Annotated in this window: 21 protein-coding genes; 18 read left to right on the plus strand and 3 right to left on the minus strand. The window is 52.1% G+C overall.

The features are described 5' to 3' along the window. Nucleotides 1-30 precede the first annotated feature (30 nt). The 8 genes from Hfont_RS06935 (at nt 31) to Hfont_RS06970 (ending at nt 10,945) form a co-directional block, all read left to right on the plus strand. Complete coding sequence (locus tag Hfont_RS06935; RefSeq protein WP_133467273.1) at nt 31-4,209, plus strand: DUF6701 domain-containing protein; 4,179 nt, start codon at nt 31-33, stop codon at nt 4,207-4,209. Between the two features lie 146 nt (nt 4,210-4,355). Continuing rightward, nucleotides 4,356-5,306 carry a type IV pilus biogenesis protein PilM gene (gene pilM, locus Hfont_RS06940; protein WP_162845869.1) on the plus strand — a complete coding sequence of 317 codons (951 nt, stop codon included), beginning with the start codon at nt 4,356-4,358 and terminating at the stop codon, nt 5,304-5,306. Further along, nucleotides 5,303-6,031, plus strand: a complete 729-nt coding sequence (locus Hfont_RS06945) for a PilN domain-containing protein (protein ID WP_162845870.1) — start codon at nt 5,303-5,305, stop codon at nt 6,029-6,031. The genes pilM and Hfont_RS06945 overlap by 4 nt, the downstream gene beginning before the upstream one ends. Continuing rightward, nucleotides 6,028-6,735, plus strand: a complete 708-nt coding sequence (locus Hfont_RS06950) for an MSHA biogenesis protein MshJ (protein ID WP_241523024.1) — start codon at nt 6,028-6,030, stop codon at nt 6,733-6,735. The genes Hfont_RS06945 and Hfont_RS06950 overlap by 4 nt, the downstream gene beginning before the upstream one ends. After that, complete coding sequence (locus Hfont_RS06955; protein WP_133467274.1) at nt 6,720-7,100, plus strand: hypothetical protein; 381 nt, start codon at nt 6,720-6,722, stop codon at nt 7,098-7,100. The genes Hfont_RS06950 and Hfont_RS06955 overlap by 16 nt, the downstream gene beginning before the upstream one ends. Nucleotides 7,101-7,114: 14 nt before the next feature. Then, complete coding sequence (gene mshL / locus Hfont_RS06960; protein WP_112991536.1) at nt 7,115-8,863, plus strand: pilus (MSHA type) biogenesis protein MshL; 1,749 nt, start codon at nt 7,115-7,117, stop codon at nt 8,861-8,863. 1 nt (nt 8,864) lies between these two features. Then, the gene (locus tag Hfont_RS06965) at nt 8,865-9,761 is read left to right on the plus strand and encodes an ExeA family protein (protein ID WP_112991537.1); all 897 of its coding nucleotides are present in this window, start codon (nt 8,865-8,867) and stop codon (nt 9,759-9,761) included. Beyond that, on the plus strand, nt 9,758-10,945 hold the full coding sequence (locus Hfont_RS06970; RefSeq protein ID WP_112991538.1) for a tetratricopeptide repeat protein: 1,188 nt from the start codon (nt 9,758-9,760) through the stop codon (nt 10,943-10,945). Before Hfont_RS06965 ends, Hfont_RS06970 begins: the two co-directional genes overlap by 4 nt. An 87-nt stretch (nt 10,946-11,032) precedes the next feature. On the opposite strand, the gene Hfont_RS06975 is transcribed toward Hfont_RS06970, so the two are convergent. Continuing rightward, on the minus strand, nt 11,033-11,503 hold the full coding sequence (locus Hfont_RS06975) for a putative toxin-antitoxin system toxin component, PIN family (protein WP_241523025.1): 471 nt from the start codon (nt 11,501-11,503) through the stop codon (nt 11,033-11,035). A gap of 58 nt (nt 11,504-11,561) precedes the next feature. Here Hfont_RS06975 and yaaA point away from each other — a divergent pair, with 58 nt between their 5' ends. Continuing rightward, nucleotides 11,562-12,338: a peroxide stress protein YaaA gene (yaaA, locus tag Hfont_RS06980; protein WP_112991539.1), complete on the plus strand. Its 777-nt coding sequence runs from the start codon at nt 11,562-11,564 to the stop codon at nt 12,336-12,338. A gap of 52 nt (nt 12,339-12,390) precedes the next feature. Here yaaA and Hfont_RS06985 read toward each other — a convergent pair whose 3' ends face one another. Next, nucleotides 12,391-13,191 carry an outer membrane protein assembly factor BamD gene (locus Hfont_RS06985; RefSeq protein ID WP_112991540.1) on the minus strand — a complete coding sequence of 267 codons (801 nt, stop codon included), beginning with the start codon at nt 13,189-13,191 and terminating at the stop codon, nt 12,391-12,393. 92 nt (nt 13,192-13,283) lie between these two features. Here Hfont_RS06985 and Hfont_RS06990 point away from each other — a divergent pair, with 92 nt between their 5' ends. Beyond that, a complete protein-coding gene (locus tag Hfont_RS06990) occupies nt 13,284-14,264 on the plus strand; it encodes an RluA family pseudouridine synthase (RefSeq protein ID WP_241523026.1) in 981 nt (326 codons plus the stop codon). A gap of 105 nt (nt 14,265-14,369) precedes the next feature. After that, nucleotides 14,370-15,122: a peptidoglycan editing factor PgeF gene (gene pgeF / locus Hfont_RS06995; protein WP_112991542.1), complete on the plus strand. Its 753-nt coding sequence runs from the start codon at nt 14,370-14,372 to the stop codon at nt 15,120-15,122. 54 nt (nt 15,123-15,176) lie between these two features. Here pgeF and Hfont_RS07000 read toward each other — a convergent pair whose 3' ends face one another. Beyond that, nucleotides 15,177-15,443: a hypothetical protein gene (locus Hfont_RS07000; RefSeq protein WP_112991543.1), complete on the minus strand. Its 267-nt coding sequence runs from the start codon at nt 15,441-15,443 to the stop codon at nt 15,177-15,179. A gap of 55 nt (nt 15,444-15,498) precedes the next feature. Here Hfont_RS07000 and Hfont_RS07005 point away from each other — a divergent pair, with 55 nt between their 5' ends. The 7 genes from Hfont_RS07005 to Hfont_RS07035 all read left to right on the plus strand — a co-directional run bounded on the left by Hfont_RS07005 (nt 15,499) and on the right by Hfont_RS07035 (nt 24,160). After that, a complete protein-coding gene (locus Hfont_RS07005) occupies nt 15,499-17,148 on the plus strand; it encodes a PHA/PHB synthase family protein (RefSeq protein WP_112991544.1) in 1,650 nt (549 codons plus the stop codon). A 189-nt stretch (nt 17,149-17,337) separates the two neighbouring features. Further along, nucleotides 17,338-17,904, plus strand: a complete 567-nt coding sequence (gene phaR, locus Hfont_RS07010; RefSeq protein WP_112991545.1) for a polyhydroxyalkanoate synthesis repressor PhaR — start codon at nt 17,338-17,340, stop codon at nt 17,902-17,904. A gap of 137 nt (nt 17,905-18,041) precedes the next feature. After that, nucleotides 18,042-19,406 carry a 30S ribosomal protein S12 methylthiotransferase RimO gene (rimO, locus tag Hfont_RS07015; RefSeq protein WP_112991546.1) on the plus strand — a complete coding sequence of 455 codons (1,365 nt, stop codon included), beginning with the start codon at nt 18,042-18,044 and terminating at the stop codon, nt 19,404-19,406. Beyond that, nucleotides 19,403-19,918 (plus strand): hypothetical protein, encoded by a 516-nt coding sequence (locus tag Hfont_RS07020; protein ID WP_112991547.1) that lies wholly within the window; start codon nt 19,403-19,405, stop codon nt 19,916-19,918. Before rimO ends, Hfont_RS07020 begins: the two co-directional genes overlap by 4 nt. A 19-nt stretch (nt 19,919-19,937) precedes the next feature. After that, nucleotides 19,938-21,104, plus strand: coding sequence for a cystathionine beta-lyase (locus tag Hfont_RS07025; RefSeq protein WP_112991548.1), 1,167 nt, complete (start codon nt 19,938-19,940; stop codon nt 21,102-21,104). 329 nt (nt 21,105-21,433) lie between these two features. Next, entirely contained in the window at nt 21,434-23,041 is a 1,608-nt protein-coding gene (locus tag Hfont_RS07030; protein WP_112991549.1) for an ABC transporter substrate-binding protein, read from the plus strand. A gap of 168 nt (nt 23,042-23,209) precedes the next feature. Continuing rightward, nucleotides 23,210-24,160 carry an ABC transporter permease gene (locus tag Hfont_RS07035; RefSeq protein ID WP_112991550.1) on the plus strand — a complete coding sequence of 317 codons (951 nt, stop codon included), beginning with the start codon at nt 23,210-23,212 and terminating at the stop codon, nt 24,158-24,160. Nucleotides 24,161-24,170: the final 10 nt, after the last annotated feature.

Genomic DNA, 24,170 nt, shown 5'->3' on the forward strand with positions numbered 1-24,170 from the left:
TTTTCGCTTGTCTGTTGCATATTTCTTCTGTTGGGGCTTACCACCGATGCTTCTGCGCAGGTGGTGTTCCGCGCCGCGAGTTCGGCCGCTCTGCAAGCTGGTAGTCCCGGTATCAGTTATGTTGGTCGCGGGAGTGTGGACAATGCCAGTTCGGGTAGTATTTCCCCAGGTCTGCCTACTTATCAAACCGGCGACCTGATTTTATGTGTGGTGGAATCGCACGATAACGTTGCCCATACTATTTCAAGCGGTTGGAATACCCTGTATTCGCTCACCAGCGGCAATGGGCATCGTGCATCGCTATTCTGGCGGATTGCGGCGAATACTTCGCTCGCTGATCCAACGATTGGTCATTCCGCTGGTAATAGCATTATTTCTCGTTGCGCATCGTATCGGGGAATCGATCAGACAACGCCGTTCGACGTTCCTTTTTCATCTGCCACTTCTGTCAGCGATACCACAATCGAATCGGGTTCGATTAATGTCATTACCAATGGCGCATGGGTGCTGTTCGCCAATCATATGGCAGAGAATCCGGGATCGCTGACGATGACGACGACTGGTGGCCGTACATGGACCAACCGTATTTTTTCCACGACTGGTAATGCTCTTGACTCAGGAGTCGGGCTGTTCGATACAGGGCCGCTAACGCCAACGCCGCAAACAGTAGGCCCTGTTGTGGCGACCACTAACGTTGCGGCAGAGAGCACGGGGGCATTGCTGGCGTTGCGTCCGGCTGGCGGCAATGTCCTGACCATCAACAAACCGGCTGGTGTGTTGGCTGATGACCTCATGATTGCATCGGTCTCGGTTGGGTCAAGTACGATCATTGTGACGCCGCCCAGCGGCTGGATTTTGGTGCGGCAGGTCGTGCGCAGCGGGGCTAATTCCAGCACTTTGCAAACTTACTACCGGATTGCAACTGCCAGCGACCCCGCGAGTTTTTCATGGACGTTTTCCGGTGGTACACATGTGGGTGCCGTAGGCGGTATTACGGCATTCAGCGGTGTGGATTTAGTGACGCCCATCGCGAATGAAGCCGGTGCGGCGACAAACAGCGCGACCACTCACATCGCGCCCAGTGTCATTACCAGTAAAGTCAATAGCATGCTGGTAACCGTGCATGAATACAGTAGTTCAGGCACCTGGACGCCGCCCGGCGGCATGACCGAGGCAGTGGACATTGCATCGCGACCAGTGCCGGATGCGGCGGGGCTTGCCATGGAAATGAATTATGAGTTGCGCCCGGCTTTTGGCGCTACCGGTACGCGACAGGCCACGGCCAATGGCAATGCGGATTTGGGTGCGACACAATCATTGGCAATCAATCCTTCGGGTGGTTTGTCCTGCTTTGGTGATGGTTTCGATCGGGCGAATGGTGCTCCCGGCACTGACTGGCTGGTTGGTAACGTAGGCGGAACGTTTGGCAATCCGGCTATTGTGAATAACAGGTTGCGACTAACCAATAATTCCGCGCAGGTATCGACCTACGCGACACTGCAGAGGTTATTTCCTGCCGCGGGCAACAAGATCGTTATCGAGTTCATGCAATATTCGTATGCTGGTACGGGCGCAGATGGTATGGGCATTGTGTTGTCAGACGCTGCGGAGTCACCGATCGCCGGTGCGTTCGGCGGGTCGTTGGGTTATGCACCGAAGCAGACTAGCCTGGGTGGTGACACGACGCACGAAGGTTTTTCCGGCGGCTGGCTTGGAGTTGCACTGGATGAGTTCGGCAATTATTCCAGTAACACCGAAGGACGATCAGGAGGCAGCGCACCAGGATTTACACCAGATTCCGTCGCTATTCGCGGTTCGGGTAGCGGTTTCACTGGCTACTCATATTTACGCGGCACCGGAACCTTGCCAGTGGGTATTGATAATGCCGCATCTGCAACCGCTGCGCCGGGACACAAATACCGCATCATCGTTGATCATAGTGATGGTGTTCATGCATGGACTTCAGTTGAACGCGATACCACCGGCACTGGCAACAGTTATGGTTTTGTTGTGCCGGCATTTGATGCCAAGGCTGAGTCCGGGCAAGCGGCGGTACCAACCAATTGGAGTATCTCCTACACAGGAGCGACTGGCGGCAGTGGCAACATCCATGAAATTGATTCGCTGCAGGTATGCTCCATTACGCAGAGAGCATTGACGTTACACCATATTCAGCTCGAATATCCTGGCAAGATATGTGGCTCGGGAGGAGTGACGGTCAAAGCTTGTGCTGATGCTGCTTGTACGGCTTTGTATACTGGTACGGTCACGGTTGATCTTGCAGCTACCAGAACAAGTGGTGCTGGCACCCCCAGTTTTTCGCTGGATCCGGTCACTTTTACCGGTGGACAAACAACGGTGACATTGAACAAGACCAATACCAGTAGCGCTGCCATTGTGAGCATTGGCGGCACGGCGACGTCGCCAATCACAGGTAATGCAACAACTTGTTTGAGCGATACCGGTGCAACAAATTGCAATGTGAGTTTTGTCAGTGCCTGTTTCGATGCGGTTGAAACAAGTACTAACACGCCGGCCACTCCGATCTATACCAAGTTGGCGAATACTTCTTTCAATTTGCGTATTTTGGCAATTAGAAATAGTGCGATCGATACTTCCAATAACGGTTCTGTCACAGTGACACTGGTGGATCCGACCATCGCTGGCAATTGTGATGGTACGGCCGCCGGTTTGGTCACATCGCAGACGATCAATCTGACTAATGGAATTGGAACAGTTAATGGGATTAACTATGCGAATGCTGCAAAGAATGTAAAGGCTCGGATGACCTCAGGTGGGATATCAACCTGTTCGACAGATAATTTTGCAATACGGCCGCAACAGTTTAATCTATCCACCGATGCAGGTACGCCCGGTCCCTATGCGGCCGGCACAGATTTTCATATCGCTGCAACTTCAGTCACGGGTTACGATGGAACCCCGACATTGAATCTGACGCAGGTAACAGCAACTCCTGGAAGCACCAATATTCCTTTGAGTGGGGATTTTTCTGCGGCAAGTGGCACAACGTCACAAGGCACCTTCCAATATGACGATGTTGGAACGCTGGATTTCAACATCGCGCCTACGGACTTTACTGCTGTCTTTGATCCCGACTTTACTGCTGTTGATCAGGTAACGGGTGTCGTGAATGGTGTTAATCACGGTACCTCACCGGATTGCCTGAATGGTAGTGCAACAAATGCAGCCAGCGGTGGACGTTACGGATGCACCATAGGCAGTAGCACGCTATCAGCAGGGCGTTTCAGGCCGGATCATTACGATGTGACGGCCACGCTGACGGCGGCATGCGAAAACAAATTTACCTATATGGGACAGCCTGCGCTGGGAGTTACTATTGGCTTGCAGGCCATGAGTGCAAACGGTACACAACTCGTGCGCTATGGCACCGGATATTCCCCTCTTTCCAAGTTTTCTATCGTCGGTAATGACGCAGGTGCGGCAATCAGTCGCACGGGAGACTATCTGGTATCGACATCATCAGGTATTCCTGTGCTGCCTAAACTGGATGGCTCCGAATGGAATAGTGGCTTTTATTCGATAGATGCAAATAATTACAACTTCGTACGTGCCACCACACCGGATGGATCATATGAGAATTTCTCACTCAGAACGACGATCAATGACACAGATGGAGTGTTCATTACGTCCTTGAATGGCGTCGCGACGGTGGCCAATACTAATAGCGTATTGTCGAATACAACTGCGCTTCGCTTCGGCCGCCTGAAACTGGCGAACGTCAACGGTTCGGAGTTGATGAATGCATCGTTACAGGCAAGCGCAGAGTACTGGAAAAATGGCACCGGCTTTGTGACCAACACAGATGACAATTGCACTGTTATAGATGCATCGGCCATCAAACTGCAAAATCAGCTGCTTGGTCTGAATGCGAGCAATATGCCGGCAAATAATTTCATCGCGTCGCCACTTTCCTTTGCTGCAGGCCAGTCTTCCATTATCGTGAAAAAACCGCTTCCTACGCCAACTGCAAAAGGTAGCGTGGATGTTTGCATCGATCTGGCTAGCGACAACACGCCGGGCACAGTGTGTAGTACGGCGACACCTGCCAATATGCCGTGGCTGCAGGGCAAATGGAACGGCACTCTTTACGATGACGATCCGGGTGCACGCGTTACTCTCGGTATCTTCAGAAGTGGACCAGTGGTTTATCTGCGCGAGATTTATTGATGATTTAACCGAATAGTTGACGAAAATTTACAAATACGTTGTTAATCGTTTTTCCTTTCCTTTTATGATGCTGTGAGACGGGAAAGCGATTGACATCAATAGTTTAATCCCCTAAGTTCACGCAGGTTCTAGACGAAAATTTCAGGATGAGTTTGTTCAGCAAAAAAAACAAGATCGCAGACTGGATGGTTGTATCTATACAGCCGAATAGCGTTAGCGTTGCCAGTGTAAAGCGCTCGCCTTCGGCGAGGCCGGTGGTGGAATTGGCGACTTCTTTTGCATTGCAAGGTGCCGAGGTTCCGGCCGTACTGGAAAAACTCGCCAAGGAATTGCATGCAGAGCGCTATCACTGCATCAATCTGATGGCGGCCAATGAATATCAATTGCTGTCGGTTGAAGCTCCCAATGTGCCAGCCGATGAATTGAAGACCGCAATACGCTGGCGCTTGAAGGACATGCTGGATTTCCATATCGACGATGCAACGGTCGATGTACTGGATGTCCCGCTCGACAAGCATGCCGGTAACCGCAATCATGCGATGTATGCGGTGGCGGCGCGCAATCAATTGATCGAACAGCGGCAGACGATTTTCATCGATGCAAAAATTTCTCTGCGCGTCATCGATATTCCCGAGATGGCGCAACGTAACCTGGCTGCCTTGCTGGAGCAACCGGAGCGCGGCGTGGCGCTGTTGTCGTTCAATGCGGAAGGCGGTCTGTTGACCATGACGTACGCGGGTGAACTTTATCTGTCCCGGCGTATCGATGTCACGCTTGAGCAATTGATGCAAACGGACGAGGAGCAGAGACAGGTCTTCCACGAACGTGTGACGCTGGAGTTGCAACGTTCACTGGATCATTTTGAGCGGCAATACCACTATATAAGCTTGTCGAAACTGTTGCTGGCACCGCTGTCCGGGAAAGCTGAAAAGCTGGCTTCTCATCTGGCTGAGAATTTGTATATCTCGGTTGAAATTCTGGATCTTGCAACGATTCTGGATTTCACAAAAACGCCAGAATTAAAATCTCTGGAAATGCAACAGCGCTATTTCATGGTTCTGGGTGCCGCACTGCGGCAGGAAACGGTAGCGCTATGAGCCAGCAGATCAATTTATTCAATCCGATTTTCCTCAAGCAGGAAAAGCATTTTTCCGCGCTGACGATGGCGCAGGTATTAGGCGTCATTCTGGCTGTAGCCTTGTTGCTGACTGCCTATGCGTCCTACCAATTGTCAGCATTGCAGAACGAACAGAAATCGGTGACGACGCAATTGCAACTGGCGCAGAACCAGTTGGCGAAGGTGACAGCAGACTATGCACCGCGAGAAAAGGACATGCGACTGGAAGCGAGGTTGCGACGAGCCGAGGCACAAGTGAAGTCCTTGCAACAGGTGTCGGATGTTTTACGCAAGGGCGAGTTGGGTAATACCGACGGCTATGCCGATTACCTGCGCGCGTTTGCGCATCAGATTATCGATGGCGTATGGCTGACCGGTTTTACGATACAGGGAGCAGGCAGTACGATTTCACTGCAGGGCGGCGCCTTGCGTCCGGAGTTGGTGCCGGCCTATCTGACACGGCTCAAGGCAGAGCCGGTCATGCAGGGCGCTTCTTTTGCCACGCTGGAAATGCAGCTGCCCAAGAGCGACAAGCCGCTAGCGCCGGGGGAAAAGCCGGCGGCACCGGCTGCCTACATCAATTTCAATCTGCATTCTTCCAGTGTGAAACCGCAAAAAGGTCTGGCTGACGAATCGGATACTTTCGGTCAACCGGCGTTCAATTTGCAAGAGCAGATACGCAAAGCAGCAGGGGAAGGAAAATGAAGCAGGCATGGCACAAACTGGCGTTGAAGATCGACACCATGTCTCTGCGTGAGCGCGTCATCATTTTTGCAATTGCCGTGCTGATTCTGGTGCTGCTGATTAATGCAGCACTGCTCGATCCGCAATATGCGAAGCAGAGCAAGTTGTCGCAACAGATCAAGGAACAGCAGGCGAAGATTGCCGATATTCAGAATCAAATTCAGCAAAGGGTGAAAGCGCAGGAAAACGATCCGGATTACGACATTCGTGTGCGCATGCAGGCCTTGCGTCAACGTGCGCAGCAAATGAATGATGCCTTGGGCGATGTGCAGAAAGGTCTGGTTCCGCCGGACAGGATGACGGCCTTGCTCGAAAGTGTATTGAAGAAAAATGACAAATTGCTTTTGCTGTCGTTGAAAACGTTACCGGTAAAAAGATTGAATGACGCTGTCGATGCAGATGAAAAGCCGGCACCTGATGCGTTGACGATATCGTCGTTGGCTGATGAAGAAACCGATGCCGTGAAAGGTGTTTTCAAACATACAGTCGAACTCAAGGTTCAAGGCAGCTACATGGACATGATGGCGTACATGAAATCGCTGGAAGACATGCCATGGCAGATATTCTGGGGAAATGCGGAATTGACGGTGGACGATTATCCGAAGGCAACGCTGACCTTGACGCTGTTTACCTTAAGCCTGGACAAGAAATGGCTGAATCTATGAGCGCGCGGGTATTGCTGATCGTGCTGGCCGGCAGTCTGACATGGCTTCCTTCCGCATGGGCACAACAATTGCGAGATCCAACGCAACCGCCCAGCCTGCTGATGCAGGACGGCACGACAGCCGGTGCCAGCAGTGGACCGGTTTTGCAGTCGGTGTTTATTTCGCCGACGCGCAAAGCGGCCATCATCAGCGGCCAGACTGTCAAATTGGGCGAGAAATTCAACGGTTCTACTTTGATAAAGATTACTGAAAGCGAAGTTGTGTTGCGTAATGGCGGCGAGCTTCAAACGTTGAAACTGTTCGCAGGTATTGGTAAGCGATTGACGTCTGTGCATGGCCGTCAAAATCCTGATAATCGGAAGTGAAGAGGTAGGCAAGCGTGCGTAAAATTCTATTAGCCATAGTGGTCATTTCTGTCGCTGGATGTGCAGCACCGACATCCAAACGAGAAACCTACGATTTGATGAATGCCGAGATGAGCAAGGCCGCTCAGGCCAGCGTTCAGCCGGCAAAACAGGATGCGGTTGCTGCCGCGCTTCTGCCGCCGATTAATATCGAGATGCCGCAAGTGCGGCAACCGCTGGAAGAGCGTTTCAGTCTGGCGTTCAATAATGTACAAGCCAGCCAGTTCTTCAATTCGATCGTGATCGGTACGCGCTACAACATGCTGGTTCATCCAGAGGTGAGCGGGACGATATCGGCCAATCTGAAGGATGTGACCTTGTTTGAGGCACTGGATGCGATCAAGGATTTGTACGGTTACGATTACAAGGTGGAAGGTTCGCGTATCGTCATCAAGCCGTTGACCATGCAAACCAGTATCTTCCAGGTCAACTATCTGACTGGCAATCGCAAGGGTACTTCGGATACGCGCGTGATTTCCGGCTCGGTCAGCGTACAGGGGCAAAACAACGGCAACAACGCGAATACGTCAAACAACAATAATTCAAACAGCAATAATTCCGGTGCCAATCTCACTGCGCTGGAAAGCAGCAAGATCAGCACGACTTCTACCAGCGATTTCTGGGCCGAGCTGAAATTTGCGCTGGATGCGATTGTCGGCAGCGGCAAGGATGGACGCAGTGTTGTCATCAGTCCGCAATCGGGCGTGGTCGTCATCAAGGCGATGCCGGACGAATTGCGCAGCGTTGCAGCTTATTTGAAAGCGACGCAACTTTCGGTAGACAGGCAGGTGATCCTGGAAGCAAAAATTCTCGAAGTGGAATTGAACGACGGCTTTCAAACCGGGGTGAACTGGTCGGCTTTCAGGACAGGCAGCAGCCGCATATCTGCTGGTTCGATCACGCCTGGTACCGTATTGCAAACTGGCGGCGCAGTGGCTACAGGTGCATCAAGTATCGATTCGGCAGCAAGAACATTCTCGGGCGGTGCGCTGACGGCCGTGCCCGGTCAGGATTTGGTATCGGGCGCGTCTAATCTTGGCAGCATGTTTGGTCTGGCATTACAAACCAAAAATTTTGCTGCCTTGATCTCCTTCCTGGAAACGCAAGGCAATGTGCATGTGCTGTCCAGCCCGCGCATTGCAACACTGAATAATCAGAAGGCGGTGCTCAAGGTTGGGACCGATGAGTTTTTCGTCACGAATGTCAGCAGCAATATCACTAGCTCGGGAGGGACGGCAGGGAATACCGTGACGCCGAACGTTACGCTGCAACCGTTCTTTTCCGGCGTTGTGCTGGACGTTACGCCGCAGATCGACGAACAGGGCAATATCATCCTGCACATTCATCCGTCGGTCAGCGATGTACAAACATCGGAAAAAATCATCAACCTGGGCACCAGCGGCGGCGTGCTGACTTTGCCACTGGCGAAAAGCAATACCTCCGAAACTGACAGCGTGGTGCGCGCGCAAGATGGCAACATCATTGCGCTGGGCGGCTTGATGCGGCAGGGATCTTCATCCGATCGTTCGCAGTTGCCGGGTGCAGGCGATGTGCCGGTGCTGGGGAATCTGTTCCGCAATACCAGCCAGGCAACGCAAAAGCGTGAACTCGTCATCCTGTTGAAACCGACCATCATCCATAATGCAAGCAGCTGGGCGCAGGATATTCTGGATGCGCAAGGCCGGATTCAAGGCATGGCGCCGCGCGATAAAGTGCGGGAGTAACGTGTACAAGCATCACTTTGGTTTGCGCGAATTACCTTTCGGTATTACGCCCGACACCAGTTATTTTTTCGCCTGCCCGAATTATCAGCAGGCGTTGAACACCTTGCTGATCGCGGCAAAAAGCGGTGAAGGTTTCATCAAGATTACCGGTGAGGTTGGCACCGGTAAAACGCTGTTATGCCGTAAATTTCTGGCATCGCTGGACGATAGTTTTGTCACCGCCTATATCCCGAATCCCTATCTTGAACCGCGCAGCCTGATGCTGGCGCTGGCGGATGAGCTGGAAATCGAACTGGAAAAAGAAATCGATCAGCATCAATTGCTGAAGGCGATCAATCACCGTTTATTGGTGCTGGCGCGCGACGGCAAGCGTGTATTGCTGTGTCTCGACGAAGCGCAGGCAATGCCGCTGGAAAGTCTGGAAGCATTGCGTTTATTGACGAATCTTGAAACGGAAAAACGCAAGCTGCTGCAAATCGTCTTGTTCGGCCAGCCTGAGCTGGATGTCAAACTGCAGCAGACTGAAATCAGACAGCTCGCACAACGTATTACCTTCCACTATCGCCTTAGCCCCTTGTCACGCGACGATCTGGATTTCTATGTGGTACACAGGCTGAATGTTGCCGGTTTTTCCGGTAGCCGTCTGCTGGCGCGCGATGCGATTCGGGCCTTGCATAAGGCCAGCGGCGGCATTCCGCGGCTGGTGAACATCCTTGCGCACAAGGCCTTGATGCTGGCGTACGGAGAAGGCCGGCAACAAGTGCGCGCCCAGCATATTCGTGCTGCGGTAAAAGATACGGAGGCGGCGCGCCGCATGTTGCCGCCGCGTGTGCTTTGGTTGGCAGGTGGCGGATTTTTGATCGCCTTGACGGGTATGGTCTGGATTTATTTGCGATGAGTATTATTAATCAAATGTTGCAGGATCTGGAGCAGCGTCATGCGGATGGCGTTGTGGCTGGTGATATGACCGGACAGGTACGGGCGGTACCGCAGGAAAGAAAAAGCCATGCTGCATGGTTGGTCGCAGCAATATCGACGATATTGCTGGGTGGCGTACTGCTGTGGTTATGGCTGCGTCCTGCACCACCTGTTCAGACTATGCCGGCAAGCGTTGTCGCTGCACCCTTGCCGACGCCTGTGCCTACACCTGCACCACCCGAGTTGACATTGAAGCTTGAGCCGGATTTGATGGTCATGCCTGAAGTGGTTGTACCCGCTACGCAGGCAAGTAGTGAAACGAGGCAGTTGGCCGCAACTGACACGATTGCTGATATCAGCATCGTCGAAAAATCCGCTGGCAAAGCCGGCAACAGCAAGCCGAATCTTGCCGTGTCTGCGGCACCGGTCATGGTAAACAAACCAGCTGCAGAAAAAACAAAAACGACGTCTGATGCACAACTATCTGTACGTGACTCCGGTAATCAGACAGCAAGCAGACAAGTGGCACCGGACAAAGCTGCAGCACCGGATGCGCCAGCCATGCTGAGCAAGCAAATCAAGGAGCTGACGCCACAGCAGCGTTCTGAAAACGATTATCGCAGGGCGACCGGATTGATGCAGCAGGGACGCATCGCGGAAGCGACCAGTCTGCTCGAACAGGCATTGCAATCCGATGCGCAAAATGCAGGCGCGCGGCAAACATTGATTGCGCTATTGATCAGCAACAAGCGGCAGGACGAGGCTGCACGTCGTGCCCAGGATGGTTTGAATCTCGACAACAAACAAGCTGGCTTTGCAATGATACTGGCGCGCCTGCAAGTTGAAAAAGGGGAGCAGCAGACTGCGATCAACACCTTGCAGCGCACCTTGCCTTATGCGCAGGACAGGGCGGAATACCAGGCATTTCTGGCAGCTTTGCTGCAGCGCGAAGGGCGGCACAAGGATGCAGTGGAACAATACCTTGCCGCTGTACGCAAGATGCCGCAAAACGGTTTGTGGTGGATGGGCTTGGGTATTTCCCTGCAGGCGGAGAATCGTGCGGCCGAAGCACGCGAAGCATTTATCCGTGCACGCGAGAGCGCCACGTTGACGGCCGATTTGCAGGCTTTCGTCGAACAGAAATTGAAGCAGCTGGCACCATGATGTTCTGCTGCAGATTTTATTCTGCGTAAGCGCTGAACGATGGGCGACTGGCAGTCGCGTTCATATTGAAGCCTGTTACACGCACAATCATTCTGTCGTTTGCGGCAAGGCAGAAATTTCCAGTGTCCACGCTTCTGGCGTCATGATGGAGAACAAACCATCGCGGCGTGTTTTTCTGGCGAGCTTCAACAGCGCCTTGTCTTTGGTGATCAAGACATCGGCATTGATATCGCGCGATAACTCCAGAAATTTTTGATCGTCTTTGTCCTTGCAGATCGGAAGTTTGACCGCGGTATCATTTAGTTCAGGCATCGGTGTGCAACGTATCAGTGCGTCGAATTCAGCGGCGACTTGTGTGCGTGCTGCGTCATCCAGTTTCAAATGTGGATAGCGCAAGACGATGTTCCATTCCATTCGGCAGTCATCGCGCGTGATTGCTTCGACGCTGCCATCTTTCAACGCTGCGTGCAGGCGCGTCCAGCGAGGATCACGGAAGACAAACAGATCCAGGCAGACATTTGTATCGAGGACGATGCGCGTCGCTATCTTCGGATTCATTATCTTGGGCTTCATCATCTTCGGTATCATAGGCAAAATTATTTCGTCGGAACTATACATGCTTATTGTTTTATCGCCTGCCAAAACACTCGATTATGAAGCACCTGCCAATACGGAGATTAGTACCAAGCCTGATTTCATCAAGCGATCTGCGGAACTGATTTCTATCTTGCGCGAGTATTCGCCGGATCAGATAGCCAGCTTGATGCGTATCTCGGATCCACTGGCCGCACTGAATGCCCATCGCTTTGCCGAGTGGTCATCCAAGTTCACGTTAGAAAATTCCAAGCAGGCCATGCTCGCATTTAACGGTGATGTGTATGAGGGATTGAACGCGGCCAGTTTGAATGCCAAACAACTAGCCTATACGCAGTCGAATATACGCATTTTATCCGGCTTGTACGGAAGCCTGCGTCCTCTCGATTTGATGCAGCCGTATCGCCTCGAGATGGGAACTAAACTCGCGAATCCTGCAGGCAAGGATTTATACGCATTCTGGGGTGACACGGTAACCCATGCGCTGAATGATGTGATTGCCGAACAAAAATCTTCTGCCTTGATCAACCTCGCGTCGGAAGAGTATTTCAAAGTAGTGAAGCCGGCATTGTTGAACGTGCCGGTGATCACACCAGTTTTTCAGGACTGGAAGAATGGACAATACAAAATCATTTCGTTTTACGCCAAGCGTGCACGTGGTTTGATGGCGCGTTATGCAGCAGTGAAAGGCGTGGTACGCCCGCAAGCTCTTCAATCCTTTAATGTCGATGGCTATGCTTTTGACAAAGCCGCTTCGAATGAAAAGTCTTGGGTATTCAGGCGACGAATTGAAAATTAAAATTTAAATTAAAAAAGCCTCGCATTGCGAGGCTTTTTTAATTGCGCAAGATTTAATTCCAGATCTGCCACCAAGGCACATCCTTCTTGGGTCCACCCGAAAAATAGATGCTGTTAGGGAAGTTGGTTTTTAATACGCGTTCTGCATCGTCGCGCAATTGTGGCAGGTTCAATGCTTCGTATGATTTCATCATGACATATAAAGCACCTTCGGCCGCTGGGGCACCCGGGTAGTTCTTGACTGCTGCCTGTGCCCGATTCGCTGCAGCAAGATAGGCGCCGCGACGGTAGTAATAGCTGGCGACGTGAACATCGTATTGCGCCATTGCGTTGACCAGGTAGGCCAGTCGTGCGGCGGCATCCGGTGTGTATTTGCTGTCAGGAAAACGTTCTGTCAACTGCTTGAATGCATCGAAGGCTTCACGTGCAGCTTTCGGATCGCGCTCAGTTGGATCCTGGCTGGATACGAAATCAAATATACTTTTTTTATCGTTGAAATTGATCAGGCCGCGCAGGTAGTACATGTAATCGACATTGGCATGATCTGGATGCAACTTGATGAAGCGCTCGACGGCGGCCAGTGCCTGTGGCTGATCGCCTTGGCGATAGTAAGCATAGGCGATTTCCATCTGGGCTTGCTGCGCATAAGTGCCGAATGGATAGCGTGATTCGAGTTTTTCGAAGTGACTGATTGCCTTGGTGAAGTCACCCGCACTCATCTCATCGCGGGCCTCCGAGTATAATTTGGACGGCGACCAGTTTTTGGTCTCGTCAATTTGGTCCGGTGTGAGGCTGCACGCGGACAACAGGAAGGCAAGAGCGATGTAAGTAAGTTTTAACATTTGTTTTTGCATGAGATTTTGCGAGGATACCGCCAGACAATGAATGATTATAGCCGATGGGACTTGCAGTGAACCCAACTGAAACACCGATTGTGAATAAAACGATGCCCGCAACAGATTTGGACAGCATCGAAGAAATGGATGGCGACCTGTTCGACGTCGCTCCGATAGAGCTTGAATTGACGCCCGAAGTTTGCGGCATCCGTTTGGACAAGGTGCTTTCTACCCTTGTTCCCCAATATTCCCGCAGCCGCCTGCAGCAATGGATAGATGGCGGCCACGTCAACGTGGATGGCGAAGTTGCACGTGCCAAAATGACCATGTATGGCGACGAAAAAGTGGTCATTTATCCGCAACCAGCCCCTGAAGATGAAGCTTTCAAACCGGAAGCGATGAATCTGGACATAGTGCATGAAGATGCTGCGATTCTGGTATTGAACAAACCTTCAGGTCTGGTCGTCCATCCGGCGGCCGGTAACTGGTCGGGTACGATGTTGAATGGCTTGCTGCATTACATGCCGGCGATTGCCGGTGTGCCGCGCGCCGGTATCGTGCATAGACTGGATAAAGACACCACAGGATTGATGGTAGTAGCAAAAACCTTGGTTGCGCATACCGATCTGGTACGCCAGTTGCAGGCGCGCACCGTCAAACGTGAGTATCTGGCGCTGGTTTGGGGTACGCCGAATGCTGCCGGGAAAATCGATGCTTCCATCGGTCGTCATTCGCGTGATCGCGTCAAGATGGCGGTTTCCGAAAATCTGACGGCGAAACCTGCGGTCACGCATTTCCAGCGTCTGGCAACAGGCATGCTGGATAGCCGCCCGGTCAGCCTGATGCTTTGCCAACTGGAAACTGGACGTACGCATCAAATTCGTGTGCACATGCAATCGATAGGTTTCGCGTTGGTTGGTGATGCGCTGTATGGCAAGCAACATTTGACTACGGTATTTCCACGCCAGGCATTGCATGCACGGCGTTTGGGATTAATCCATCCTGTATCCGGCGAAACAGTCGAATGGTCGACGGAATTGCCGCAAGATTTTGCGGAGTTGATTGCGCGTACCGGCATCAAGACTTATTGATTCGTGCTTCATCAGGGAGTGTTGTTGTGAAGTACTTTTTCATTCGGCGCTTCCTGATCGCCGCTGGCTTTTCTTTTTAATTCACGTTCGCGATAAAACCTGACAATGGAAATCATATTGCCGCAATGGGGCCTAACTTTGCCATCGGTGCGCGCGCTGGCGACAACGCGCGCCTGTGGTCATAGTCTGTCGCCGTATGGCGATGGCGCAGGTGGGGGCGGCTTGAATCTGGGCGTACATGTCGGCGATGCACTTGAACATGTGCAACAGAATCGCGCGCAAATACGCAAATATTTTCCAGCCGAGCCGGCATGGTTGACGCAGGTTCATGGCACCACGGTGCTGGATGCGGCGCAAGTGCAGGACGCACCGCAAGCTGATGCAAGTTTCACTACACAGTCAGGTGTGGTGTGCACCATCATGACCGCCGATTGTTTGCCGGTGCTATTTGCCGATGCAGAAGGGCGTGCAGTCGGTGCGGCACATGCAGGTTGGCGCGGTCTGGCTGGTGGCATATTGGAAAATACAGTCGCGGCCATGCGAGAGGCGGGTGCAGGCAATCTGCACGCATGGCTGGGGCCGGCAATCGGTCCGCAACAGTTTGAAGTGGGTGAGGACGTGGCGCAGGCATTCATTGCGAAAGATGCGGCCATGCAAAGTGCTTTTAAAGCGATAACCGAACGTCCGGGTAAATATCTGGCTGATATTTACCAACTGGCAAGGCAGACGCTGGCACATGTAGGTGTAACGCAGGTAACCGGCGGCAAGTTTTGTACTGTGTGCGAGCCGCAGCGCTTTTACTCCTTCCGTCGCGATGGCGTTACTGGGCGCATGGCCTCATTGATCTGGCTGGAGTAGCTTGCAACAAACCTTCTGTAAATTTCAACTTTAATCCTGCTTTAAATCCGCACTTCAAATTTCCGGCTTGTGTTCTGCAAGCTGAGCCTCGTCAGTTTCTTTCTTTAGCGATTCTTGCTTCAAGGCTTCTTGTTGTAATTCGTGCTGCCTCTGCATTTCCTGCGCACGTCGTTTGCGCCCACCTGTGCCCATCACGTATACAATAATCAACACGGGCAGCACGCCATAAAACAGAAAAGTCATGACCCCAGCGATAGGCGTGGTTTCCGTGATAGCCATCATGAAAACGACGTAGATCCAGGCGATGGCAATAATGTACATGGATGCATGAAGTGGAATTCAAAACGCAAAGATACTCGAAAAGAGAGTTGCCAACATGAATAAAACAGAATCGCCAAAATCCTCAGCAAGCGGAGCAGGTATGCACATCGATCCAGTGATTGATCCTGCCATTGCAGCCGAACTGCAGGGACGTTATGTGCAAGAGTTTGCGACGCTATGGCAGCAGATGCTGACAGCCCAAGTGCCGCCGCTTGCGGATAGACGCTTTTCCAATCCAGCTTGGCGATCGAGCAGCTTGCATGCATTCAATGCGGCGGCGTATTTGTTGAACGCGAAATTTCTGGCGGCGATGGCAGATGCGATGCACGTGCCGCCCAAAACCAAGCAAAAAATCCGCTTTGCCGTTGAGCAAATGGTGAACGCGATGTCGCCGGCCAACTTTCTTTTTTCCAACCCCGAGGCGCAACAAAAAATCATAGAGACTAATGGTGAAAGTCTGAGTGCCGGTCTCAAGCATTTGTTTGAAGATATACAAAAGGGCCGTATTTCGCAGAGCGATGAAACAGCCTTTGAAGTGGGGCGCAATGTGGCCATTACCGAAGGTGCAGTTGTTTTTGAAAACGAGTTGTTCCAGCTGCTGCAATACTCGCCGCTGACGCCTACCGTGTATGAGCGGCCTTTGCTATTGGTGCCGCCTTGCATCAACAAGTATTACATCCTGGATTTGCAGCCGCATAATTCCTTTGTGCGTTATGCGGTCGAGCAGGGATATACGGTTTTCCTGATTTCATGGCGTAATGCGGATGCATCGATTGCGAATGCAACCTGGGATGACTATATCGAAACCGGCGTGTTGAAAGCGGTCGAAGTTGTACAGGCGATTTCAGCTCAGGAAAAAATCAATGTGCTGGGTTTTTGCGTTGGCGGTACGCTGCTGACGAATGCTTTGGCGCTGGCTTGCGCGCGTGGCGACAAGCCAGCTGCCAGTTTGACTTTGCTGACAACCTTCATAGACTTTTCCGATACCGGCATGCTCGATGTGTATATCGATGAAGAGAAAGTGAAGGAGGTAGAGCAGGCCATAGGACATGGCGGTTTGATGAAAGGGCTGGATTTCAACGCAGCCTTTTCCAGCTTGCGGTCGAATGAGTTGATCTGGAATTACGTTACCTCGCATTATCTGAAGGGTGAAAATCCTGAACCTTTCGACATGCTGTACTGGAATGCAGACTGCACTAATCTTCCCGGCCCCATGTATTGCTGGTATCTGCGCAATACCTATCTGGAAAATAACCTGAAGCAATGCGGCAAGTTCAAACTGGCCGGCAAAAAAATTGATTTCGGAAAAATTGATGTCCCTGCCTTTATCTATGCTTCACGCGACGACCATATCGTGCCGTGGACCAGTGCCTACGCATCGATCAATATTTTGAATCATAAAAAACCGCAGCAAAATCATTTCGTGCTCGGTGCATCCGGTCATATCGCCGGTGTTATCAATCCACCAGACAAGCACAAACGGCATTACTGGATTAAGGACAAACCCGCGACGAAAAATGATGCGGATGCCTTGACATGGTTGGCCGACGCGACCGAAGTTGCCGGTAGCTGGTGGCCGGCCTGGATTGATTTTCTGGCGCAACACGCAGGCAAAAAAATCAAGGCGTCACGCGAGTTGGGTAATGCTAAATTCAAGGTGATAGAACCTGCACCTGGCCGTTATGTGAAGGCAAAAGCGAGCTGACGGCCTGAATTAAAGAAGAGCAAGTTCAGAAAGAGGGGTTTTCTTGCGCTGCGGCAGGAATGTAAAACCTGGCACGAGTTGCGTAAACCTTTGTTTTTTAGCACTATAATGAGTTGCAAAAGTGGGCGCCGCTCGCTTTCTGAGACGATAGACATAAATGCGTTGCGACGCAACAAGTTGGGAATTCTGATGACGAGTACTAAAAAAACTGCCGAGCGTTTAATCAAGAAGTATCCGAATCGTCGTTTGTACGATACGCAAACCAGTTCCTACATTACGCTCGCCGACGTCAAACAACTGGTGCTCGATAGCGAACAGTTTTCGGTGGTCGATGCCAAGACAGATGAAGATCTGACGCGCAGCATTCTGCTGCAGATCATTCTGGAAGAAGAAGCGAACGGTTCGCCTATGTTCTCCAGCGCGGCTCTCTCGCAAATCATTCGTTACTATGGTCACGCGATGCAGGGCATGATGGGTTCGTATCTGGAAAAGAATATCCAGGCCTTCATCGATATTCAAAACAAGCTGACGGAAAATTCCAAGGGCCTTTACGAAGGCAAACCTTTCAGTCCGGAAATGTGGACGCAATTCATGAATGTGCAGGGCCCGATGATGCAAGGGATGATGAGTAATTACATCGAGCAGAGCAAAAACCTGTTCGTGCAGATGCAGGAGCAGATGCAGAATCAGTCTAAAAACATGTTCGGTGCTTTCCCTTTTGCACCACCAGCACCGCCAAGTGACAAGAATAAGTAAAACGATCAGTAAAGTAGTAAGTAAAACAACACGTTTTACCGAATGGCCGGGCCAGTCGCATCCGGTGGCAGGCTGGCCGGGCAAAAGGGTACAATAGCGGCTTCGTTTACACAGCACGCTTTTTGCCCGCCTCAGCCATGACCAACGCACTTCAAGTAACGCCAAAAATCGGCTTCGTTTCCCTCGGATGCCCGAAAGCTTTGGTCGATTCAGAACAAATCCTCACCCAATTGCGCGCAGAAGGCTATGACACCGCCAAGTCCTACGACGGCGCGGATCTGGTCATCGTCAACACCTGCGGTTTCATCGATGCCGCAGTGCAAGAATCGCTGGATGCGATTGGCGAGGCGCTGAATGAAAACGGTAAAGTCATCGTGACGGGTTGCCTAGGCGCGAAGAAGGATGCGCAGGGCGACGACATCATTCTGAAAGTCCATCCTAAAGTCTTGGCTGTTACCGGTCCGCACGCACTGGGCGAAGTGATGGATGCCGTGCATCTGCACATGCCCAAGCCGCATGCACCTTTCCTCGATTTGCTGCCGCCGCAAGGCGTCAAGCTGACGCCTAAACATTTTGCGTATCTGAAAATTTCTGAAGGCTGTAACCATCGTTGCAGCTTCTGCATCATTCCATCGATGCGTGGCGATCTGGTGTCGCGTCCGATTGCCGACGTGATGATGGAAGCAGAAAATCTGTTCAAGGCCGGCGTCAAGGAATTGCTGGTCATTTCGCAAGATACCAGCGCATACGGCGTGGATATCAAATTCCGCATGGGCTTCTGGAGCGGCAAGCCGGTCAAGACCCACATGACGCAACTGGTCGAGGCGCTGGGCGAACTGGCGGCTCCGTATGGCGCGTGGGTGCGTTTGCATTATGTGTACCCATATCCGCACGTGGACGCGATCATTCCTATGATGGCCGAAGGCAAGATCCTGCCGTATCTGGACGTGCCTTTGCAGCACGCGCATCCGGATGTGTTGAAGCGCATGAAGCGCCCAGCCAGCGGTGAAAAGAATATCGAACGCATACAGGCATGGCGCGCGATGTGTCCTGACCTGACTATTCGTTCTACCTTTATCGCCGGTTTCCCGGGTGAGACTGAGGCTGAATTTGAATACCTGCTCGACTTCTTGAAAGAAGCAGAAATCGATCGTCTCGGTTGCTTCGCTTATTCGCCAGTCGAAGGCGCTACCGCCAACGACATTCCAAATGCAGTGCCGGAAGAAGTGCGTGAAGAACGCCGCGGTCGCGTGATGTTGTTGCAGGAAGAAATTTCCAAAAAACGTTTGCAGGCAAAAGTCGGCAAAACCATGCGCGTACTGGTCGATGAAGTCAGTCGCACCGGTGCAGCAACCGCACGCTCCGGTGCCGATGCGCCGGAAATCGATGGCGTGGTCTACGTCAAGGCACCGTACGAGCCGCATATCAAATACAAGGTCGGCGAATTCGTCGATGTGAAAATCACTGGCGCCGATGCGCATGATTTGTGGGCCGAGGCATGATGAAAAGAGTTTTTATCGCATCGCTGATTGCAACGCTGGCTTTGGCAGCGAATGGTTTTGCTGCAGATGCAGTAGCAGTTGCACCAACTGCGGTAGTCCCCGCATCAATACCTGTAGCGGTATCGTCTGCCCCGGTCATTTTCCAGAAACCGGTCGCCTTGCGAGGTACCGTCGGTGATGTACAGATACAAGTCAATCTTCGTCCAAAAGAAGAAGTGGATGAAGGACATGAGGGCGAGTACTTCATTTTCGGCAATTCGAACAAGATATTGCTGGCTGGTGAAATCGAGAAAGATGGCGTTCTTTTCATGGAAGAGTCCGTGAATGGCAAGGATATTTCCGGGCAGTGGGATGGCAAGCTGGAAGGCGATGTCCTCGCAGGAACATGGATGTCGGCGGATGGCTCGATTACTAAACCGTTTTCGCTGAAAATTATTTCGCCAGTACAAAAGTCGTCGCAAAAACAAACTTTGTCCAAGGCAGTCCAGAAGGGCGTAGTCAGTAAACAATAATTCCTTATCGGAGAATCGCGTGACAGATCGCACATCCTTCCAGACCGCACTGATACACAATGAGTATGTGGCGCCGGAAGGATTCGCCGCATTCCCGCAAGCGATACACCACGCATCGACGGTATTGTTCAAGGATGTAGCCAGCATGCGCTCACGCAGCTGGCAGGACAAGACTGCATACACCTACGGCCTGCACGGCACACCAACCACCTTTACGCTGGAAGCGCGCCTCGCTGCGATAGAAGACGGCAAGCATTGTCTGCTTGCGCCCAGCGGCTTGTCGGCGATTGCGATGGTCGACTTCGCTTTTTTGAAAAGCGGCGACGATGTACTGATTCCCGATAATGTCTACAACCCGAATCGCGAACTGGCCAACTGGCTGTCGCACGACTTCGGTATTACTGCGCGCTATTACGATCCCTTGATCGGCAGCGGCATTGCCGATTTGATTCAGCCAAATACCAAATTGATCTGGACCGAAGCACCCGGTTCAGTCTCGATGGAAGTGCCTGATATTCCCGCGATCTGCGAAGCAGCGCATGCGAAAGGTGTGCTGGTCGCACTCGACAACACCTGGTCAGCAGGAATCGCCTTGCGCGCATTTGATCTGGGCGTGGATATCGTGATGCAGGCTCTGACCAAGTATCAGTCCGGCGGCTCCGATGTATTGATGGGCGCGGTGATTACGCAGGATCAAACCTTGAATCATCGGCTGGAACTGGCGCATATGCGACTTGGTTTTGGTGTCAGCGCAGATGACAGTTATCTGGTGTTACGCAGCTTGCCTACAATGAAGTTGCGCTTCGAGGCGCATGATGCAGCGGCGCGCAAGATCGCAAACTGGCTGCAGACTCGACCGGAAATTGCCACGGTATTGCATCCCGCCTTGCCGGAATGCCCGGGGCATGAAATATGGAAACGCGACTTCAGCGGTGCCGGCGGATTGTTTTCTATCTTGTTCGACCCAAGCTATGCCGAAGCGCAGACAGATCGTTTTGTGGATAGCCTGAAGCTGTTCAAGATCGGTTTCAGTTGGGGCGGCGTCAACAGTCTTGCGGTGCCATACCGCATGCAGCACATGCGACATAACTGGCCGCATCAAGGGCAACTGGTGCGCTTGAATATCGGATTGGAAGATCCACAGGATTTGATCGCCGATATCGAGCAAGCCTTCAAGGCATTATGAAAAAAAGCATCCAGTTAGGGATGCTTTTTTATTTGTGGCGCAGATTAATTGCTGCATTCGTATTCAGACTTCATTTCAATTCCATTTCCTGCCATCACCATTTATTGCTATCTCCCATGACGGGGCAGGCCTGTTCCAAAATGGTGCCTTTACCTATAAGTAACTTGTAAACGGGGTGCAGCAGCTAGGTAGATAGTCTTGTTTGCGCGTCAACATAGCCTAATAAGCGCGTTTTTATTGGGATTTTCATATAAAGCCACGAACTGGCATGCGACATGCTTATGTCTGACATGTCACATCATTTTTGTGTCTTTTAAATGGAGATTGCCATGCATTCGTATAAATGGATTCCCCGCTTGTTGATGGCGGTTCCTTTAGCCCTGTCACTGCATTCGGGCCTGCACGCTGAAACGGTAGCCCGTTACGGTATTTCAATGGCGGACATTCCGCTGACAACCGGCCAGCCTGATCGCGGCGCCGGCGCATATCAATTCACCGGCCACACGATCTATGATCCGCTGGTCGCGTGGGAAGCGAATATCGATTCGCGTCCGGGCAAGCTGGTTCCAGGTCTGGCAACGGAATGGAAAGTCGATCCTAAAGACAACAAGAAGTGGACCTTTACGCTGCGCAAGGGGGTCAAGTTCCATGACGGTTCCGAGTTCAAAGCGGATGCCGTGATCTGGAATCTGGATAAAGTCCTCGCCGATAAATCGCCGCAGTTCGATGCCAAGCAAAGTGCGCAGGTGCGTCCACGCATTCCATCGATCGCTTCGTATAAGAAGATCAGCGACTACGTGGTGGAAATCACCACCAAGGATGTAGACGCGCTGTTCCCATATCAATTGCCATGGTTCCTGATTTCCAGCCCGGCGCAATGGGAAAAAGTCGGCAAGGACTGGAACAAGTTTGCATCGCAGGCTTCCGGCACTGGTCCTTTCAAGCTGGACAAACTGGTTCCACGCGAACGCGCTGAACTGGTCAAGAACGCAGCTTATTGGGACAAGACACGTATCGCTAAAACCGATCGCATCATCCTGTTGCCTATCCCTGATGCATTGACCCGCGCCAACGCTTTGCTGAATGGTCAGGTCGACATCATAGAAACACCACCGCCTGATGTATTGCCACAACTGAAGTCATCCGGCTTCAAGCTGGTGACGAACGTTACACCACACGTATGGCCGTATCACTTCAGCACCTTCCCAGGTTCGCCATGGACGGATATTCGTGTGCGCAAGGCAGCTAACCTGGCAATCGATAGAGACGGCATCGTGGCATTGATGAATGGTTTGGCGACGCCTGCAGTTGGCCAGCTCGACAAGACCAGTACATGGTTTGGCAATCCGACCTTCAAGATCAAGTATGACGTGGCTGCTGCACGTGCCTTGATGGCGCAAGCCGGTTATGGCCCGAGCAAACCGTTGAAAGCGAAGATAGCCATCGCTCAGGGTGGTACCGGTCAAATGTTGTCCCTGCCTATGAATGAATACATCCAGCAAAGCCTGGCCGAGATCGGCATTCAAGTCGAGTTTGAAGTCGTCGAACTGGAAACCCTGTACCTGAAATGGCGTAGTGGTGCCAAGGGCGATATCAATGCGAGCAAAGGCGTGACCGGTTTGAATCTGGGTTACGTGACAGCTGATCCGTTCTACGCGCTGACTCGTTTCGTCGATAGTCGTTACATCGCACCGAATGGCGTCAACTGGGGTGGTTATTCGAATCCGAAAATGGATGCAATGCTGGATCAGATTCGTACCAGCTTCGATGTGAAAACCCAGGACAAATTGCTGGCACAAGTGCATCAAACCATGGTCGACGATGCATTGATGTTGTGGGTCGTGCATGACGTCAACCCGCACGCGATTTCGCCTAAGGTGAAAGGCTTCGTGCAGGCACAGCACTGGTTCCAGGATCTGACCACCATTCGTATGTGATCACGATCTGCATGTAATTTTGCATGTGATTTTTTGAAGTTGTAGTGATGCAGTTCCCTTGAAGTCCTCCCGGACGCGGTGCAGCGCAAGCTGTATCGCGTCACGGCTCCGAGGCATTGAATTCTTTATCAAGTTGTATTTATCAAGCTGTATCGCTGAAAGTTGTTTATGCTCTCCTATATTTTGAAACGTCTGCTGTACGCGATTCCGATTGCACTGAGTGTGACGGTCTTGTCTTTCATGCTGGTGTATCTGGCACCTGGCGATCCGCTGAATGCGATCGCGCCTGCTGATGCACCTGCCGATGTCATCGCCGCGCTGAAGAGCGCCTATGGCCTGGATAAACCAGTGCCTGTGCAATACGGCATGTGGCTGTTACGCGCAGTGCAGGGAGATCTTGGTACCTCGATTGCATCAGGCCGTGAAGTCGTGACTGAAGTCATGAGCGCAGTGAGTAATACGCTGTTGCTGGCCGGTGTCGCTGGTCTGGCTGGCGTGATTGCCGGTTGCGTACTTGGTGCGTTGGCCGGTTACTGGCACGGCAGTGTGATTGATCGTATTGCTACCTTTATTTCCGTGATCGGCGTCAGTGTGCCGCATTACTGGCTGGGCTTGGTGCTGACGATTATTTTTTCCACCCAGCTGGGTTGGTTTCCGGCGATGGGCGCAGGGCCTGGCGGCTCCTCCGATTGGGCGTGGGATCTCGAACATTTTCGTTACCTGGTTCTGCCGGCAATTACGCTCTCTGTGATCCCCATGGGCATCATCACACGCACCGTGCGTGCGTTGGTGGCGGAAATGCTGGAGCAGGAATTTGTCGTCGCGCTGCGTGCGCGCGGTCTCAGCAATGGCACGATCTTCCGCCACATCGCCAAAAACACCGCACCGACTGTATTGGCGGTAACTGGTTTGCAGATCGGCTATCTGATGGGCGGTTCGATTTTGGTGGAAACTGTATTCGCATGGCCGGGTACCGGCTTCTTATTGAACACCGCCATCTTCCAGCGCGATATGCCGTTGTTGCAAGGCACGATCCTCGTGCTCTGCATGTTCTTCGTCGCGCTCAATTTGCTGGTCGACATTCTGCAACCCCTACTTGATCCCCGCATGGGTCGCTGAGAAAGTTAAA

The organism is Herminiimonas fonticola, assembly GCF_003293745.1.
GTDB lineage: Bacteria > Pseudomonadota > Gammaproteobacteria > Burkholderiales > Burkholderiaceae_D > Oxalicibacterium > Oxalicibacterium fonticola.